Genomic DNA, 15,104 nt, shown 5'->3' on the forward strand with positions numbered 1-15,104 from the left:
AGCACTCCTTGCAACAAATCGTCCTTCCAGTTTAGGGGGCTATGTCGAGAAGTTCATGATTTCCCGCGCCCGGTAGCTTGGATGGCGAGAGGTTGTGGTGGGGAGCGAGAGGGCGGAAAACAGCCAGGCCATCTTGCGATGGCCTGGTGAAGGGCTTACTTGAGCAGGGCTTCCATCTCGGCTTCGGCAGCGGCGCGCGCGGCCTCGGCCTTGGCGGCCGCATCCGTTGCGGTGGCAGTGGCGCTGCTGACCGCCTGCTTGGCCGGCTCGGTCACGGCCTTGGTGGCCTGCTGTTGCACGGTGGCAGTGGCACTGCTGACCGCTTGCTTGGCCGGCTCGGTCACGGCCTTGGTAGTCTGCTGCTGTACGGTGGCAGTGGCGCTGCTGACTGCCTGCTTGGCGGGCTCGGCCACGGCCTTGGTGGCCTGCTGCTGCACGGTGGCAGTGGCGCTGCTGACCGCCTGCTTGGCCGGTTCGGTCACGGCCTTGGTGGCCTGCTGCTGCACGGTATCAGTGGCGCTGCTGGCCGCCTGCTTGGCAGGCTCGGTCACGGCCTTGGTGGCCTGCTGCTGCACGGTGGCAGTGGCGCTGCTGACCGCCTGCTTGGCGGGCTCGGTCACGGCCTTGGTGGCCTGCTGCTGCACGGTGGCAGTGGCGCTGCTGACCGCCTGCTTGGCGGGCTCGGCCACGGCCTTGGTGGCCTGTTGCTGCACGGTAGCAGTGGCGCTGCTGGCCGCCTTGCCGGCTTGTTGCTGGGCCGAGGTAGCGGCGCCGTTCACGACCTGTTTGGTGGTGTCAGCCATGGTCTTGCTGGCGCCCTGCTGCAGGGAACCCAGCACGCTGCCAAATACCGAGCTGGTGGTGGCGGCGCCAGTCAGGCTCTTGGTCGCCGAGCCAGTCAGACTGTTGGTGGCGCCGGTGAGCGCGCTGGTCGCCGGATTGCCCTGCGTCTGCCAGTTCTGCATCTCGGTTGGCCAGCTCGGGGCGCCGGCCGCCAGGTTCTCGCCAAATACCTGGGGTGTACCGTCCCCCTTGAGCAGCATGACGGACATCTGGTTGGTCTGTGAGTTCCACACCATGCCGGCCTGCTTGGCGACGTCCGGCACGGGGGCGTAGCGGGAAACCACGTAGAACAGCGGCCCCTCCTGCTGCAGCTCGTTGGCGGTCTTGAGCAACTGCATGGTGCTGTCGTAATTGGGGCCGAGGATGCTGGTCATCCGGTCCTTGATCAGCGGCTGTTCAAACAGGTTGGCTTCATTGGGGTCGAAGCCGACCAGGGGTTTGAGCAGGGCCCACATCAGCTGGCTGGTGGGGCTCATCATCAACAGGGGGGCGACGCAGGCGGACAACATCAGGCTCAGGCAGGCCGCCTGGAGCAACGGCATGATACGCATTGGGATAATATCCAAATAACGATTTGATTAATAAGGTTATATTCGTCGAGAACCGACAAATCCACCGGGGTTTTCCTGCACCTGTTTTGACGGGCATGAGCAGGCGCTGGCAGGCTATCATATTGGCTTGGGAATGCCAGCGAGGGCGCTGCTTATTAATCAAGTTTGTGTCGTTTCCGGTCGCCTGAACCTTCTATCGAGCAAGGAGAGACATCATGTATCTGGGCAAGAGGGTAGGTGGCTGGCTGTTGCTAGCCCTGCTGGGCGGGGCGACCGGCACTGGCGTGGCGGCAGAGCCGAAGCGGGCGGAAGTGGGGGCCGAACTGGTGCTGCCGCTGGGCTCGCTGCCGGAGCGAGTCTGCTGGTATCAGGATCAGAGATATTCGCTGGGTGCCAGGATCCAGCAGGGCGACAGCTGGCTGGAGTGCGCCCCGCAAAACGAGCTGGAGAGCAACGGGCCACTGGCCTGGCGCGAGCCGCAAAGGGCGTCGGATGCGGCCGGAAAGGTGACGAAGAGCGGCACCATCAGCGTCGGTCAGTGAGGGTTTTCTTGAGCCAGCTAAAGACATGGACGTGACCTCTATCGCATAATGCGGCTCTTTTCCTCTCTTGGCTGGAACCTAAGAAATGGCTCGTCGCTCTTCCAATGCACAACGTCGTCGCAGTAGCTGGTGGTACAAACGCCTGTTGGCAAGGGAGCGGGAAGAGCGCGAAGCGCGTTCCGTCCGGGATTGATACAGCAGTGAAAACAGAGCCTTGGGCTCTGTTTTTTATTCATCACCGCAGATGGAGCACGGCGGCGCTGCGTCCGGGATGGATACCGCAGTGAAAACGGAGCCCAGGGCTCCGTTTTTTATCTATCACATACCGTCATGACGAGAACGGGGGCCAGCAGGCCCCCGTTTTGCTTTTGCAGATGTTGGCTGCCTGCGACTTAACGCTGCAGGGCGGCCAGCGCCAGCTCGACCCGCTTGGCGTACTCGGGGTCAGCCTGCTCGAAGTGCTTGAGCTGGGCCGCGACGATGGCGTCATCCTCCACGTTGATCAGGGAACGCGCCAGGTTGGCGGCGAGGCGCGAGCGCTGCCCCTCGTCCATGATCCGGAACAGGTTGCCCGGCTGGCTGTAGTAGTCGCTGTCGTAGTCGCGAAAATCGTAGTGCAGGGCGGCCCCTTCCAGACTCAGCGCCGGCTCGTGCTGCTCGCTCGGCTGCTGGGTGCCGAAGCGGTTCGGCTGGTAGTTGGGGCTGGCGCCGCCGTTGCTGTCGGCCCGCATGGCGCCGTCGCGGTGGGCACCGTGGTGGAACGGACAGCGCGGGGCGTTGACCGGCAGCAGGCCGTGGTTGACGCCGAGGCGATAGCGCTGGGTGTCACCGTAGGAGAAGAGCCGGCCCTGCAGCATGCGATCCGGCGAGAAGCCGATGCCGGGCACCACGTTGGCCGGGGTGAAGGCGGCCTGCTCCACGTGGGCGAAGTAGTTGTCCGGGTTCTGGTTGAGCTCCAGCACGCCGACCGGGATCAGCGGGTAGTCGCTGTGCGGCCACACCTTGGTGAGGTCGAACGGGTGGATCTGGTAGGTCTGGGCTTCGGCCTCCGGCATCACCTGCACATAGACCTTCCAGCGCGGGAAGTCGCCCCGTTCGATGGCGTTGAACAGATCGGCCTGACTGGTCTCCCGATCCTGGCCGACGGCGGTGGCAGCCTCTTCATCGGTGTAGAAGCTGTGACCCTGCTCGGTCTTGAAGTGGAACTTGACCCAGAAGCGCTCGTTGGCGTCGTTGATGAAGCTGAAGGTGTGGCTGCCGTAGCCGTTCATCTCGCGCAGGCTCTTGGGGATGCCGCGATCGCTGAACAGTATGGTGACCTGATGCAGGGACTCGGGATGGCGGGACCAGAAGTCCCAGGCGGCGGTGGCACTGCGCAGGTTGGTGCGCGGATCCCGCTTCTGGGTGTGGATGAAATCGGGGAACTTCAGCGGATCGCGAATGAAGAACACCGGGGTGTTGTTGCCCACCAGGTCCCAGTTGCCCTGCTCGGTGTAGAACTTGAGGGCGAAGCCGCGCACGTCGCGCTCGGCGTCGGCGGCGCCCTTCTCACCGGCCACGGTGGAGAAGCGCAGGAACACCGGGGTCTGCTTGCCGACGGCATTGAACAGGTCGGCCTTGCTGAAGGCACTGATGTCATGGGTCACGGTAAAGGTGCCGTAGGCGCCCGAGCCTTTAGCGTGAACCACCCGCTCCGGGATCCGTTCCCGATCGAAGTGAGCCAACTTTTCCATCAACCAGATGTCTTGCATCAGCACCGGGCCGCGGGGGCCGGCAGTGAGGCTGTTGTTGTTGTCGACAACGGGGGCGCCATTGGCACTGTGCAGGGTCTTGTCGTTCATGGTGCTTCTCCTTGTTGGTGAGCCTTGAGTCTATAACAAGGAAAAACCAGGGAACCAATGGGCCCTCCCTCGCCCTTTGATAGGCATCACAAATGGGTGGGGCTGGGGGGATGACCGGACCCTTCTGATGCTGCATGATGAGGTTTTCGAGAAGGAGCCTCAGATGCAGATCACCATTCGTCACGCCGAACCGGCTGATGCCCCCGCCTTGCGGGATCTCTATGCCATGCCCAACGCCCAGGCGGGCACCCTGCAACTGCCCTATCCGACCCTGGGCGTCTGGCAGAAGCGGCTGGAGAGCGGCAGCGTGGTGGCGCTGGTGGCCGAGGTCGACGGCCTGCTGGTGGGCCAGCTCTCGCTGCATATGGAGCCCAATCCCAGGCGCAAGCACGTAGCCTGTATCGGCATGGGGGTGCGGGATGACTGGGCCGGCAAGGGAGTGGGATCCGCCCTGCTGGGGGCCGCGCTGGAGATGGCCGACAACTGGCTCAACCTGCAACGTATCGAGCTCACCGTCTACACCGACAATCAGGGGGCGCTGGCGCTCTATCGCAAGTTCGGTTTCGTCGAGGAGGGACTGGCCCGTGGCTACGCCTTCCGCCAGGGTGAGTACGTGGATGCCCTCTACATGGCGAGGATCCGGCCATGATCGACTACCGCCGCCGGCTCATCCCGGTGCTGCGGGCGCTGGAGCAGGATCCGGATCTCTCCATCGAGGCGCTGGCGGAGCGGGCCTGTCTCTCCCTCTACCATTTTCACCGGGTGTTCACCGCCGTGGCGGGCGAGGCGCCGGGGGAGATGTGCCGGCGCTTGCGCATGCAGCGGGCCGCCTGGCAGCTCTGCTACACCGATGCCAGCATCACCGCCATCGCGCTGGGGGCGGGGCTAGGCAGCTCCCAGGCGTTTGCCAAGGCCTTTCGTCGCTACTATGGCTGCACACCGGGCGCGTTTCGCAGTGACAAGAGCAAGAATGGACACCTGGAGAGCAAGGATGGACACGCATGGGATGGCCCGTCCCCTTATGCTGAAGGCCACTCATCAGCAAGGAGCAACACCATGAAAACTGTCGAGATGGACGCCCGCACTTTGGCCTATATTCGGGTCACCGGTCCCTATGGCGAGGGTTATGATGCCGTCTGCGGCCGCCTGCACCAGTGGGCCGCTGCGCGCGGGCTGGAGGGCGGGGAGTGGATCTTCATCTACCACGACAACCCGGAGGTGACGCCGCCGGCCCAGTGCCGCACCGACATCGGCATCACTGTGCCGCCTCAGACCCGGGGTGAGGGAGAGGTGGAGACCCAGCTCATTCCGGCTGGCCGTTATGCCCAGTCCCGTTACCTTATCACCGACCGCAACCAGTACGGACCGCGCTGGCAGGAGCATGTGGGTGACATAGTCGCGGCCGGGCTGGAGTTCGGCAGCGGCCCCTGCTTCGAGCTCTACCACAGCGTGAGCAACGATCCCCTGCGCGACGACGTGAGCTTCTGCTCCAGCGTGCGCTAGGCGTGCGGCCATAAAACGAGGCGCCCTGGGCGCCTCGTTTTGTTTGGGGTGACTGGCGTTCCGGCATGCCTGCCACATCAGGGCTGGCTCGGCACCTTGTCCCGCCGGGACTTCCACCACCAGCGCAGGCGGATCTGGGAGATCAGGAATATGGGCCAGCATCAGACGATAGGCCGAAGATGGCCCACTCGGCTAGGGTTGGCTGGGCACCTTGTCCCGCCGGGATTTCCACCACCAGCGCAGGCGGATCTGGGAAATCAGCATGCCTGCCAGCATCAGGACGCAGCCGACCATGGCACGTTCGTCGAGGGTTTCTCCCAGCAACAGCACGCCACCGATGGCGGCGAACACCGTTTCCAGGCTGAGGATGATGGCGGCATGGGCCGGATGGGCGCCGCGCTGCCCCACTACCTGCAGGGTGTAGCCTACCCCGACCGATACCAGGCCGGCATAGAGCAGGGCCTGCCAGCCTGCCACCGCGCCGCTCAGACTGGGGGTCTCGATGACCAGCGCCGTGCCCAGACTGAGCAGGCCGCACACCACGAACTGAACACCAGCGAGGCGAATGGGGGCGACCCGACTCGAGTAGTGATCCAGCACCAGCAGGTGTACGGCCCAGAACAGGGCACCCACCACCTGCAGCAGGTCGCCGTAGCCGATGCTGAAATCCTCGGTGACGCTGAGGTAGTAGAGCCCTACCATGGCGATGAGGGCGCCAACCCAGGTGTTGGCCCCCGTCTTGTGGCGCAGGGCGAGCCCTATCACCGGCACCAGTATGATGTAGAGACCGGTGATGAAACCCGCCTTGGCTGCCGTGGTGTAGAGCAGCCCCACCTGTTGCAGCGAGGCAGCGCTGAACAGCACGGTACCGGCGATGAGGCCGCCGGTCAGCAGCAGACGCCGATCACCGTGCTGGGCACTGGGTTGCCGAGACTTGAGCCACCACAGTAGCGGCAGCAGAGAGGCGGCCCCCAGCAGAAAGCGCAGGCCGTTGAAGGTGTAAGGCCCCATGTGGTCCATCCCGAGTCGCTGGGCCACGAAGCCCAGTCCCCAGATGGCGGCGGCCATCAATAACATCATGTTCGAACGCATAGATTCATCCCTGAAAGACGGACGGGCAGGGCCGTGCCGCAACACTCCAGCCTCCAAGATAACCGTGCGCGGGGGGATTTGTCTTTAGCTGTCGATGAGGTTGGCAGTGTGAGCGGTTATCCCACGGCCTTGCCGCAGCTCGTGCGGCTCAACCGTTGGCGATGCCGGCCAGCAGGGGGATGAGGGCGAGCAGCAGCAAGTTGCCGCGCAGGATCCAGATCACCCAGAACTGCTGCTGGATGGAGACCATGGGGGCGCGCCCCTGGCGCAGGGAGCGGCGCCAGCGGTAGAAGAGACGGCTGGGATAGCCAAAGCTGATGGCCATCACGCAGAACAGCAGCAGCTTGGTGCGGTAGCCCGGATTGGCGAGCAGCACGGAGGGCTCGTCGGGGTGGGCAAGCACCTGCAACACCCCGGTGATGAAGATGAGCAGCAGGGCCAGCGCCGCCAGGCCGTCGGCCAGCAGCAGCTTGCGCACCTGCTCGATGGACATGCCGCGACGGAACAGAAAATATTCGGAGGTGATCGCTCCGGTCAGGGTGATCACGGCGCAGTAGTGCAGCGCCATCAACAGATCCGGGTTCAGCATCCTTGTCGATTACCTCTAATTGAGCAGATGAACAGCTTCCTTTTGGACGCCATCTCGCGCTGCTGATATTCTGACACTACGCGTTGTCTGGCAATAGCAGGAGTCAGGATTGGATAAACGAGCGGTCTCCAAAAAAACCTGGTCCCTGGTTGCCCGGATGCGTCTGGGCCTGCTTCTGCTGTTCATCCCGGTATTGATGCTGGGGGGAATCTATTACCTGCACATGGAACGCAGCCTGCAAAACGAACTGCAGCAGCGCCTGCTCGCCACCAATCACCAGCTGCGTCACGTCTTCATCGAACCCTATCTGCACGAGATGGAACGCCAGTTCACCCTCATTTACGACCAGGTGCAGGTGGCGGACATCAGCGGCCCCCGTCTGCACAACACCGAGACCTATCTGAAGGAGTGGCAGCTCTACAAGGGGGTCATGGCCGACCTGGTCTACATCTACATAGGCACTGCCGAACGCCAGATGCTGATCTACCCCGCCTGGCAGGCGGATGCCAACTTCGATCCCAGGGTTCGCCCCTGGTATCAGCTGGCCAGCCAGCACGTGGGCAAGATGGTCTGGACAGAGCCCTATTACGACTACACCAACGGCAATCTGGTGATCGCCCTGGCGCGGGCCCTGACCGACAAGGAGGGCAAGGTGCGCGGGGTGTTTGCGATGGATGCCATCCTGGCCCCCTTTTCCGCCCAGCTGAATCGCCAGCTGGGGGACGGCTACCAGATGGTCGTCAACCAGTCCGGCAAGGTGCTGGCACATCCGGACACCGCCCAGCTGCTCAAACCCATGGCCCATCCCGAGTGGCTCTCTCGCTTCAGCCAGGAGGACGGCATCTTTCTGGACAAGGCATCCAGCCAGTTCGTGGCCTACAGCAAGCTGCCCGAGCGCAACTGGGTGCTGATCAGCGTGCAGCCGGCGGCCAGCGTGATGGCGGTGGTGGAGCGGGTCTCCCTCAACGTGCAGCTGATGGTGGCGCTGGCCTGCGTGCTCTACGTGATGCTGGCGCTGGTCTGGTCCCGCTATTTTCGCCGCATGCTCGACGAGATCTCCAGCATGATCCGGGCGAGCCGGATGCAGCCCGATGACGTGCCGCAGGGGGGGATGCGCGAGCTCAGGCACGTCTATGCCGAGCTGGCGGAGGTGAGCAAGGATTATCACGAGGCGCGCCAGCAGGCCAACCTCGACAAGCTGACCGGCCTCTACAACCGTCGTTTCTTCGACGAACGCGTCAATCGTCTGCTGTTCGAGCATCAGCCGTTCTGTCTGGCCATGGTGGATCTGGACGATTTCAAGCGGGTCAACGACACCTTCGGTCATCAGACCGGGGACGTGGTGCTCAAGCGGGTGTCCAAGCTGGGCATGCGACTGCTGGGGGATCACGGCTGGGTCTGCCGCTACGGTGGCGAGGAGCTGGTGGTGCTGCTGGTCAACCCGGACATTCACTTCTGCCAGATGCTGCTGGAGCAGTTCCGCAAGGGTGTGGAGTCACTGGACTGGCGCGAGCCCGAGCTCAGGATCACCTTCAGCGGCGGGCTGGTGGCCAGTCAGGCGGGGATGGATGGCAAGACGCTGCTGGAGATCGCCGATGCCGAGGTGTACCGGGCCAAACGCGACGGCAAGAACCGCATCTATCTGGGCAGGCCGGAGGCGAAGAGGCAGGAGGATGCACCCCCTGCCGACGATGCACTGCTGAGCAAAGAAGAGGCCTGAGGGCCTCTTCTTCATTCAGGAGGCCAGCTGCCAGTCGAGGGTGGGCCAGGCCTGCTCGATGGCGATCTGACGCAGACCGGGCGCCGGGTTGACCGCGTGGGGGTGGGCCACCGCCTGCAGCAGCGGTAGATCGTTGTGGGAGTCGCTGTAGCCGTGACTCTCCCGCCAGGGGTTGGCGCTGGCGGCAAACAGCTGGTTGATGCGGGCCACCTTGCCCTCGCGAAAGCTGAGGGTGCCGCGGGTCTGGCCGGTCAGCATGCCGGCTTCCTCGTCGAGCAGGATAGCCACGCAGTGATCCATCCCCAGCATCTGCGCCATGGGGGCTACCAGATGCTCGCCGGAGGCGGAGATGAGTACCAGCTCGTCGCCGCGCTGGCGGTGCCACTCGATGCGTGCCAACCCCTCCGGATAGATACGATCGCGCAGTACCTGCTCGGCAAAGCGGGCGCAGAGCGAGTCGAGCCACTGGCGTGTCTTGCCTGCCAGCGGTTGCAGGGTGAAGGCCATGTACTGGTGCATGTCCATCTTGCCCTGATGGTAGAGGGACATCATCGCCTGCTCTTCGGCGATCATGCTGGCCGGCGCCAGCTCCTCGGCCACCATGTACGCCAGCCAGAGGCTGGCGGAATCCCCGGCAATCAGGGTCTCGTCCAGATCAAACAGTGCCAGTGCCATGGGCGCTCCTCGCAGTAAAAATGGAAATGAAATGCGGTGTCATGCTACCTCACAGAGCTGATCCCGGGCCACCACCAGGGTCACGGCGCTGCCCACCGGCAGCAGATCGCCGGCACAGCGGTTGAGGCAGTCCACCGTCAGCAGGCCCGCCGCGCAACTCACCTGATAGCGGATCACGTTGCCGAGCAGTTGCTGCCCGCTGATGACCCCCGGCAGGTGAGGCTCATCGCTACGGGCACCGGCCGGCAGCAGGGAGAGGGACTCCGGCCGCAGCGCCAGCTTGCCCTGAACACGGGGGCCGAACAGGGAGCTGGCTTGCTCACCATCGAGCAGGTTGTAGTTGCCGATAAAGCTCGCCACAAACTCGCTGGCGGGACGGGTGTAGATCTCCTCCGGCGTGCCGCTCTGCACGATGGTTCCCTTGTTCATAAGGAAGATCCGATCCGACATGGTCAGCGCCTCCTCCTGATCGTGGGTCACGAAGATGGTGGTGAGCTCAAGGCGCTGCTGGATCTCGCGGATCTGCTGGCGCAGGCTGCGGCGGATACGGGCATCCAGCGCCGAGAGCGGCTCGTCCAGCAGCAGGATCCGCGGCTGCACTACCAACGCCCGGGCCAGCGCGACGCGCTGACGCTGGCCGCCGGAGAGTTCGGCCGGATAGCGGCGCTCGAAACCGGTCAGCTCCACCAGCTCAAGCGCCTCCTGCACGCTGGCGGCGAGATCCCGTCCCGGCTGGGGCTTCATCTTGAGGCCGAAGGCGACGTTGTCCCGCACCGTCATGTTGGGGAACAGCGCATAGCTCTGGAACACCATGCCGATGCCCCGCTTCTGGGGCTCCTGCCAGGTGATGTCTTCACCGGCCACCCGCACCTGACCGCCATCCACCGGGGTGAGCCCGGCCAGCGCCCGCAGCAGGGTGGACTTGCCGCAGCCGGAGGGGCCGAGCAGGGTCACCAGCTCCCCCTTGCGGATGCCGAATTCAATCCCCTCGAACACCTTGGTGTCGCCGTAGGATTTGTGCAGTTGATTCACTTCTAGATGGAACATGTTGATTCACCGATGAAATCTGTTGGCTGCCCAGGTGAGCAGCAGGGTCAGCAGGAAGTAGCTCATCACCAGCGCGCTGGTGAAGTGGCCCGAAGTCGCCCGCATGTTGTAGAGGTAGACCTGCAGGGTCTCGTAGCGAGTGCCCACCAGCATGTTGGCAAACACGAACTCGCCGAGCAGGAAGGAGAGCGAGAGAAACAGCGCCGCCAGCAGCCCCTTGCGCAGGCAGGGGATCACCACCAGCAGGAAGGCGCGGGCGCTGCTCGCCCCCAGCAGGTGGGCAGCATCCATCAGATCTTTCAGCGGCACCCCCTGCAGGCTGTTGGCCAGCGCCCGGTACATGAAGGGGAGCACCACGGTGAACCAGGTGCCGATCAGGATCCACGGCGTGCCGATGATGGGCAAGGCGCCATCGGCGTAGATCTGCAGCAACCCGACCGAGGAGACCACCGGCGGCACCGCGAAGGGGAGCAGGATCAGCAGGTTCATCCAGGGATCCAGCTTGGGGAAGTAGTAGGCCACCACCAACACGGTGGGCACCAGCACCAGGGTCCCCAGCAGCAGGGTGGCTAAACAAACCAGGAGGCTGCGGCCAAACGCCGCCAGAAAGCGCGGGTCGCCCCACAGTTTGAGATACCAGTCGAGGGTGAAGCCGTCCGGCAGCAGGGTCGCCCCCCAGCGGGTGGAGATGGAGTAGAGGAACGTTGCCAGCAGCGGCAGCAGCAGGGTGGCGACCAGACCACTCAGCACCCAGCGCGGCCAGCGCGGCGTCAAATCATGCATGGGATTGCCCCTTGTTCACATAGCTCTTTTTCAGCAGCCACTGGTTGGCGGCCGTCACCACCCCCAGCAGCACCATCAGGATCACCGCCAGCGCCGCCGCCATGTTGGGCTCGAGGAAGATGTCGCCGGAGACCAGACTGGCCACCCGGATGGTCACCAGATTGAAGTTGCCGGTGGTGAGGGCGTAGGCGGAGGCATAGGCCCCCACCGCGTTGGCAAACAGGATGATCAGGGTGCCGAGCAGCGCAGGCGTCAGCACCGGCAGCGCCACGTGCCACACATACTGTCCCTTGCTCGCGCCGAGCAGCGCGGCCGCCTGCGGCCACTCATCCTGCAGCGCATCGAAGGCCGGGTAGAGCAGCAGTAGGGCGAGCGGGATCTGGAAGTAGGTGTAGATGAGGATGAGGCCGCTGCCCGAGTAGAGGTTGAAGCCGTCGATGAGGCCCCAGGATTTGAGCAGCAGGGTCACCGCGCCATTGATGCCGAGAATGATGATGAAGGCGAACGCCAGCGGCACGCCGCTGAAGTTGCCGGTCATGGTGACGAAGGCCAGCAGCACCCGCTTGACCCGCTCGCCGCTGTGGCGCAGCGCGGCGGCTCCCAGAGTGCCGATGGCAAGTCCTGCCAGACTGGCGATACCGGCGATGCGCAAGGAGTTGCCGAAGGATTGCAGGTAGAAGGGGGAGCTCAAAATCTCCCGGTAGTAGGCGATGCCCCAGCCATCCGGGGTCTGGAAACTGCCCACCAGCACCCACACCATGGGGGCGAGCTGGAACAGGATCATCAAGAGGACAAACGGCAGCAGCACCAGGGCCGGCAGCCAGTGGCGGCGCGGCCGGCGCCGGGTGATGGCGGGGTGATCCGCCAGGATCTCGGTGGTGGCAGGCATCATCAGTGCACCTCCGGCAGGTTGCCGGCCTTGAGCAGCGGCGGGCCGCTCGGCTTGTCGTGAGTTACCCCCAGCAGGTCTGCCATCAGGGCGCAGAGCTGGGTCTGCTGTATGGCGGGGCCGGCGGGCCACTGAGCCACAAACGCATCGCCAAACAGCCAGAGCGGTACTCGGCGCTCCTCGGCCAGGGTGCCGCCGTGGCTCAAGTCGTTGTTCATGCCGTGATCCGAGGTGATCACCACCTGATACCCTTCCGCCAGCCACTGAGGCAGCAGGTCGGCCAGCAGGCTGTCCATCCGGCGCGCCTGATTGCGGTACTGGCGGGAATCGAGACCAAACTGGTGGCCGGCGTCATCCACCCCCATCGGGTGGATCAGCAGAAAATCGGGGTCGTACTGGCTGCGCAGCCACTCGCCGTCCATCAGCAGATGGCTGTCGGGGTAGCCGTCATCCCAGTAGAAGCAGCCGTGCTGGATGGGCAGGCGCTCGTCATGGGTGAAGCGATCGCGGGCCGCTTGCCAGGGACTCTGGTTGTAGAGCTCGCTCACCCAGTGGTAGGCCGCCGCCGCAGTGCGTTTGCCGCCCGCCCGGGCCAGATGGAAGATGGACTCCTGCCGGCTGAGACGGCTCACTCCGTTGTGGGTGATGCCGCTCTCCACTGGCGTCGTCCCGGTAAGGATGCACTCGTAGAGGGGCCGGGAGAGGGAGGGGAGGGCGCAGCTCAGGGTTGCCTGCAACCCCTGGCCCGCCTCCACCATGCCCGCGAGGTAGCCCATGCAATGGGCTACCTCGGCAGAGAGGCCATCCACAAGTACCACTATCACCTTGTGTTGCACTGGCCGCTCCTTATTGCATGTTGATCATGACGGTTTCCTGCCACTGGCGCGGCAGGGCCTTGGAGCTCTGCTCCCAGGCGGCGTGATCCTGTACCGGCTTGGCATTGGCGTACTGCTCGGCCGGCAGCAGCTTGGCCTTGACGTCGTCCGGCAGAGTGACGTTGCTGCGAATGGGACGGGCATAGCCGCGCGCCAGGTTGATCTGGCCGGCGTCGGAGAGGATGTATTCCCGCGCCAGCTTGGCGGCGTTGGGGTTCTTGGCCCACTTGTTGATGATGGTGGTGTAACCGGCGATGACGGAGCCGTCGCTCGGGATCACCACTTCAAACTTCTTGGGGTCGATCTGGTCGCGGTAGTTGAGGGCGTTGAAGTCCCACAGCACCCCCACTTCCACCTCGCCCTTCTCGATGTTGGCGATGGTGGGGTCATTGAGCGACAGACGGCCCTGCTTGGCCAGCTGGCCGAACAGCTCCAGCGCGGGTTTGAGGTTCTTCTCGCTGCCACCGGTGGCATAGGCCGCCGCCAGCACGCCGTTGTTGGCCTGGGAGGCAACACCCACGTCACCCAGGGTCACCTTGTAGTCGCCACCCAGCAGGGACTGCCAGCTGGTGGGGGCCGCCTTGACCAGATCCTTGTTGATCAGGAAGGCGATGGTGCCGGTATAGGCCAGCATCCAGTGACCGTCCGCATCCTTGGCCCAGTTGGGAATGTCGGCCCAGGTGGAGGGTTTGTAGGGCTGGGTGACCCCCTGCTTGACCGCCACCGGGCCGAAGGCGCCGCCTACGTCGCCGATGTCGGCGGTGGCATTGGCCTTCTCGGCGGCGAACTTGGCGATCTCCTGCGCCGAGCTCATGTCGGTATCCTGATGCTTGATGCCGTAGATGCTGCCGAGCTGCTGCCAGGTATCCTTCCAGTTGGCCCAGCTGTCGGGCATGCCGATGCTGCTGAGCTGGCCTTCACCGCGAGCGGCCTTCTCGAGATCCGCGATGTTCTCGGCTGCAAACAGTGGTTGGCTGATGGCCACCAGGGCCAGTGCACTTGCGATCACGCTTTTCATCATCCCATCCCTCTGGACTAGGTCAGTTAAGGTTCGAGAGGGATGCTAGAGGGGAAATATGACGGTGGCGGGGCGCTTTGATGGCAGTTTGATGACAATCGCCCTGTCATGGCGCTGTCATCCACAGCGGTTACAACTCTGAACCCAAGTGAAGCTGGACTACTCCAGCAAGGGCTGAGCCAACAAGGGCTAAGCCAGCCGCCGCAGTCAGGATGAGCGACAGGGACATGAGCGTGATTGAATCGAGATTGAGCGAGCGGGTCGCGGCCGATGGCCGCGCCTCCAAGTGTGAACAGATTTGCCAGATCCTGCGCCGTTATATCGGCAGCGGCCAGCTGGGGGCGGGGCAGCAGTTGCCCGCCGAACGGGCCCTGAGCGAGCGCTTCGCCACCACCCGCATCACCATCAAGGAGGCGCTTTCGAGCCTCGAGGCGGATGGCCTCATCTACCGGGCCGAGCGCCGTGGCTGGTTCGTGGCGCCGCCAAGACTCACCTACGATCCCGCCATCCACACCCACTTTCACCAGTGGATCGGCGAGCAGCAGCGCACCGCCGAAACCCGGGTGCTGGCCCACGGCAGCGAGCTGGCCAGCAGTGAGCTGTGCCGCAGGATGGGGCTGGATCCTTTTACGCCGCTGTATGAAATTCGCCGCCTGCGCCTCATCGACGGTCGCCCGGTGCTCCACGTCAGCCATCACCTGCTGGCCAGCCGCTTTCCCGATATCGCCAGCGCGCCGCTGGCCAGCTCCCTTACCGAGCTCTATCAGCAGCGCTATGGCATAGGCCAGGGTGGGGCCTGCCTCGAGATCACCCCCTCGGCGGCGCGCGGCGCCATCGCCCGCGCCCTCAATCTGGCGGAGGGGAGCGCCGTGCTGCGGCTGGTGCGGGTCAATTATGACCAGCGAGGAGCACTGGTGGATTGCGATATCGAGCACTGGCGACCGGATGCGATCCGCATCTGTCTCGATACGCGGGCATTGCAGCCCCTCACAGGCAAGCTGCAGCAAACCCGGCTCGCCGACTAGGGGATATCCAGAGCACTGGCGGGTACAGTGGCCATCCGCATCTGTCTCGATACGCGAGCATTGCTGCCGCCTGGATTCGACAGGCCGGCGCAGAGCCAGCTCGCGGATAAG

The 15,104-nt window shown here is 64.2% G+C and carries 15 protein-coding genes; 5 read left to right on the forward strand and 10 right to left on the reverse strand.

The features are described from left to right. Window positions 1-155: 155 nt before the first annotated feature. Window positions 156-1,394: a hypothetical protein gene (locus OKC44_RS20925; RefSeq protein ID WP_270814900.1), complete on the reverse strand. Its 1,239-nt coding sequence runs from the start codon at window positions 1,392-1,394 to the stop codon at window positions 156-158. Between the two features lie 215 nt (window positions 1,395-1,609). Between OKC44_RS20925 and OKC44_RS20930 the strand changes: the two genes are divergently transcribed. Continuing rightward, the gene (locus OKC44_RS20930) at window positions 1,610-1,936 is read left to right on the forward strand and encodes a YnjH family protein (RefSeq protein ID WP_270814902.1); all 327 of its coding nucleotides are present in this window, start codon (window positions 1,610-1,612) and stop codon (window positions 1,934-1,936) included. 392 nt (window positions 1,937-2,328) lie between these two features. On the opposite strand, the gene OKC44_RS20935 is transcribed toward OKC44_RS20930, so the two are convergent. Continuing rightward, window positions 2,329-3,777 (reverse strand): catalase, encoded by a 1,449-nt coding sequence (locus OKC44_RS20935; protein WP_044800997.1) that lies wholly within the window; start codon window positions 3,775-3,777, stop codon window positions 2,329-2,331. 163 nt (window positions 3,778-3,940) lie between these two features. On the opposite strand from OKC44_RS20935, the gene OKC44_RS20940 reads away from it, so the two are divergent. Together OKC44_RS20940 and OKC44_RS20945 are read left to right on the forward strand one after the other, a co-directional pair. Then, window positions 3,941-4,426: a GNAT family N-acetyltransferase gene (locus tag OKC44_RS20940; RefSeq protein WP_270814904.1), complete on the forward strand. Its 486-nt coding sequence runs from the start codon at window positions 3,941-3,943 to the stop codon at window positions 4,424-4,426. Further along, window positions 4,423-5,280, forward strand: coding sequence for an AraC family transcriptional regulator (locus tag OKC44_RS20945; protein WP_029305214.1), 858 nt, complete (start codon window positions 4,423-4,425; stop codon window positions 5,278-5,280). The genes OKC44_RS20940 and OKC44_RS20945 overlap by 4 nt, the downstream gene beginning before the upstream one ends. A 192-nt stretch (window positions 5,281-5,472) precedes the next feature. Here OKC44_RS20945 and OKC44_RS20950 read toward each other — a convergent pair whose 3' ends face one another. Further along, complete coding sequence (locus tag OKC44_RS20950; protein ID WP_270814907.1) at window positions 5,473-6,372, reverse strand: DMT family transporter; 900 nt, start codon at window positions 6,370-6,372, stop codon at window positions 5,473-5,475. Between the two features lie 148 nt (window positions 6,373-6,520). Next, window positions 6,521-6,961, reverse strand: a complete 441-nt coding sequence (locus OKC44_RS20955; RefSeq protein ID WP_011707672.1) for a DUF2214 family protein — start codon at window positions 6,959-6,961, stop codon at window positions 6,521-6,523. A 109-nt stretch (window positions 6,962-7,070) separates the two neighbouring features. On the opposite strand from OKC44_RS20955, the gene OKC44_RS20960 reads away from it, so the two are divergent. Beyond that, entirely contained in the window at window positions 7,071-8,681 is a 1,611-nt protein-coding gene (locus OKC44_RS20960) for a sensor domain-containing diguanylate cyclase (protein WP_039215952.1), read from the forward strand. 15 nt (window positions 8,682-8,696) lie between these two features. Here the strand turns inward: OKC44_RS20960 and OKC44_RS20965 are convergent, their stop codons facing one another. From OKC44_RS20965 to OKC44_RS20990, 6 genes are read right to left on the reverse strand one after another with little or no spacing between them, the layout of a single operon-like run. Then, complete coding sequence (locus tag OKC44_RS20965; protein WP_166464753.1) at window positions 8,697-9,356, reverse strand: HAD family hydrolase; 660 nt, start codon at window positions 9,354-9,356, stop codon at window positions 8,697-8,699. Window positions 9,357-9,395: 39 nt separating this feature from the next. Continuing rightward, complete coding sequence (locus tag OKC44_RS20970) at window positions 9,396-10,403, reverse strand: ABC transporter ATP-binding protein (protein WP_270814911.1); 1,008 nt, start codon at window positions 10,401-10,403, stop codon at window positions 9,396-9,398. Between the two features lie 6 nt (window positions 10,404-10,409). After that, the gene (locus OKC44_RS20975) at window positions 10,410-11,186 is read right to left on the reverse strand and encodes an ABC transporter permease (RefSeq protein ID WP_270814913.1); all 777 of its coding nucleotides are present in this window, start codon (window positions 11,184-11,186) and stop codon (window positions 10,410-10,412) included. Continuing rightward, window positions 11,179-12,078: an ABC transporter permease gene (locus OKC44_RS20980; protein ID WP_270814917.1), complete on the reverse strand. Its 900-nt coding sequence runs from the start codon at window positions 12,076-12,078 to the stop codon at window positions 11,179-11,181. Before OKC44_RS20980 ends, OKC44_RS20975 begins: the two co-directional genes overlap by 8 nt. Further along, the gene (locus tag OKC44_RS20985; RefSeq protein ID WP_270814919.1) at window positions 12,078-12,911 is read right to left on the reverse strand and encodes an alkaline phosphatase family protein; all 834 of its coding nucleotides are present in this window, start codon (window positions 12,909-12,911) and stop codon (window positions 12,078-12,080) included. Before OKC44_RS20985 ends, OKC44_RS20980 begins: the two co-directional genes overlap by 1 nt. A gap of 10 nt (window positions 12,912-12,921) precedes the next feature. Beyond that, window positions 12,922-13,968 (reverse strand): ABC transporter substrate-binding protein, encoded by a 1,047-nt coding sequence (locus tag OKC44_RS20990; RefSeq protein ID WP_017410788.1) that lies wholly within the window; start codon window positions 13,966-13,968, stop codon window positions 12,922-12,924. Window positions 13,969-14,180: 212 nt separating this feature from the next. Here OKC44_RS20990 and OKC44_RS20995 point away from each other — a divergent pair, with 212 nt between their 5' ends. Further along, window positions 14,181-14,993, forward strand: coding sequence for a UTRA domain-containing protein (locus OKC44_RS20995; RefSeq protein WP_270814921.1), 813 nt, complete (start codon window positions 14,181-14,183; stop codon window positions 14,991-14,993). Window positions 14,994-15,104: the final 111 nt, after the last annotated feature.

The organism is Aeromonas sp. S41-2 (assembly GCF_027705845.1).
Lineage (GTDB): Bacteria > Pseudomonadota > Gammaproteobacteria > Enterobacterales > Aeromonadaceae > Aeromonas > Aeromonas hydrophila.

What these genes read in the sequence shown, in the direction of transcription:
- OKC44_RS20995 (WP_270814921.1), top strand. Translation starts at nt 14,181, where the DNA reads ATGAGCGACAGGGACATGAGCGTGATTGAATCGAGATTGAGCGAGCGG.
- OKC44_RS20950 (WP_270814907.1), bottom strand. Translation starts at nt 6,372, where the DNA reads ATGCGTTCGAACATGATGTTATTGATGGCCGCCGCCATCTGGGGACTG.
- OKC44_RS20935 (WP_044800997.1), bottom strand. Translation starts at nt 3,777, where the DNA reads ATGAACGACAAGACCCTGCACAGTGCCAATGGCGCCCCCGTTGTCGAC.
- OKC44_RS20980 (WP_270814917.1), bottom strand. Translation starts at nt 12,078, where the DNA reads ATGATGCCTGCCACCACCGAGATCCTGGCGGATCACCCCGCCATCACC.
- OKC44_RS20925 (WP_270814900.1), bottom strand. Translation starts at nt 1,394, where the DNA reads ATGCGTATCATGCCGTTGCTCCAGGCGGCCTGCCTGAGCCTGATGTTG.
- OKC44_RS20930 (WP_270814902.1), top strand. Translation starts at nt 1,610, where the DNA reads ATGTATCTGGGCAAGAGGGTAGGTGGCTGGCTGTTGCTAGCCCTGCTG.
- OKC44_RS20965 (WP_166464753.1), bottom strand. Translation starts at nt 9,356, where the DNA reads ATGGCACTGGCACTGTTTGATCTGGACGAGACCCTGATTGCCGGGGAT.
- OKC44_RS20940 (WP_270814904.1), top strand. Translation starts at nt 3,941, where the DNA reads ATGCAGATCACCATTCGTCACGCCGAACCGGCTGATGCCCCCGCCTTG.
- OKC44_RS20955 (WP_011707672.1), bottom strand. Translation starts at nt 6,961, where the DNA reads ATGCTGAACCCGGATCTGTTGATGGCGCTGCACTACTGCGCCGTGATC.
- OKC44_RS20990 (WP_017410788.1), bottom strand. Translation starts at nt 13,968, where the DNA reads ATGAAAAGCGTGATCGCAAGTGCACTGGCCCTGGTGGCCATCAGCCAA.
- OKC44_RS20945 (WP_029305214.1), top strand. Translation starts at nt 4,423, where the DNA reads ATGATCGACTACCGCCGCCGGCTCATCCCGGTGCTGCGGGCGCTGGAG.
- OKC44_RS20975 (WP_270814913.1), bottom strand. Translation starts at nt 11,186, where the DNA reads ATGCATGATTTGACGCCGCGCTGGCCGCGCTGGGTGCTGAGTGGTCTG.
- OKC44_RS20970 (WP_270814911.1), bottom strand. Translation starts at nt 10,403, where the DNA reads ATGTTCCATCTAGAAGTGAATCAACTGCACAAATCCTACGGCGACACC.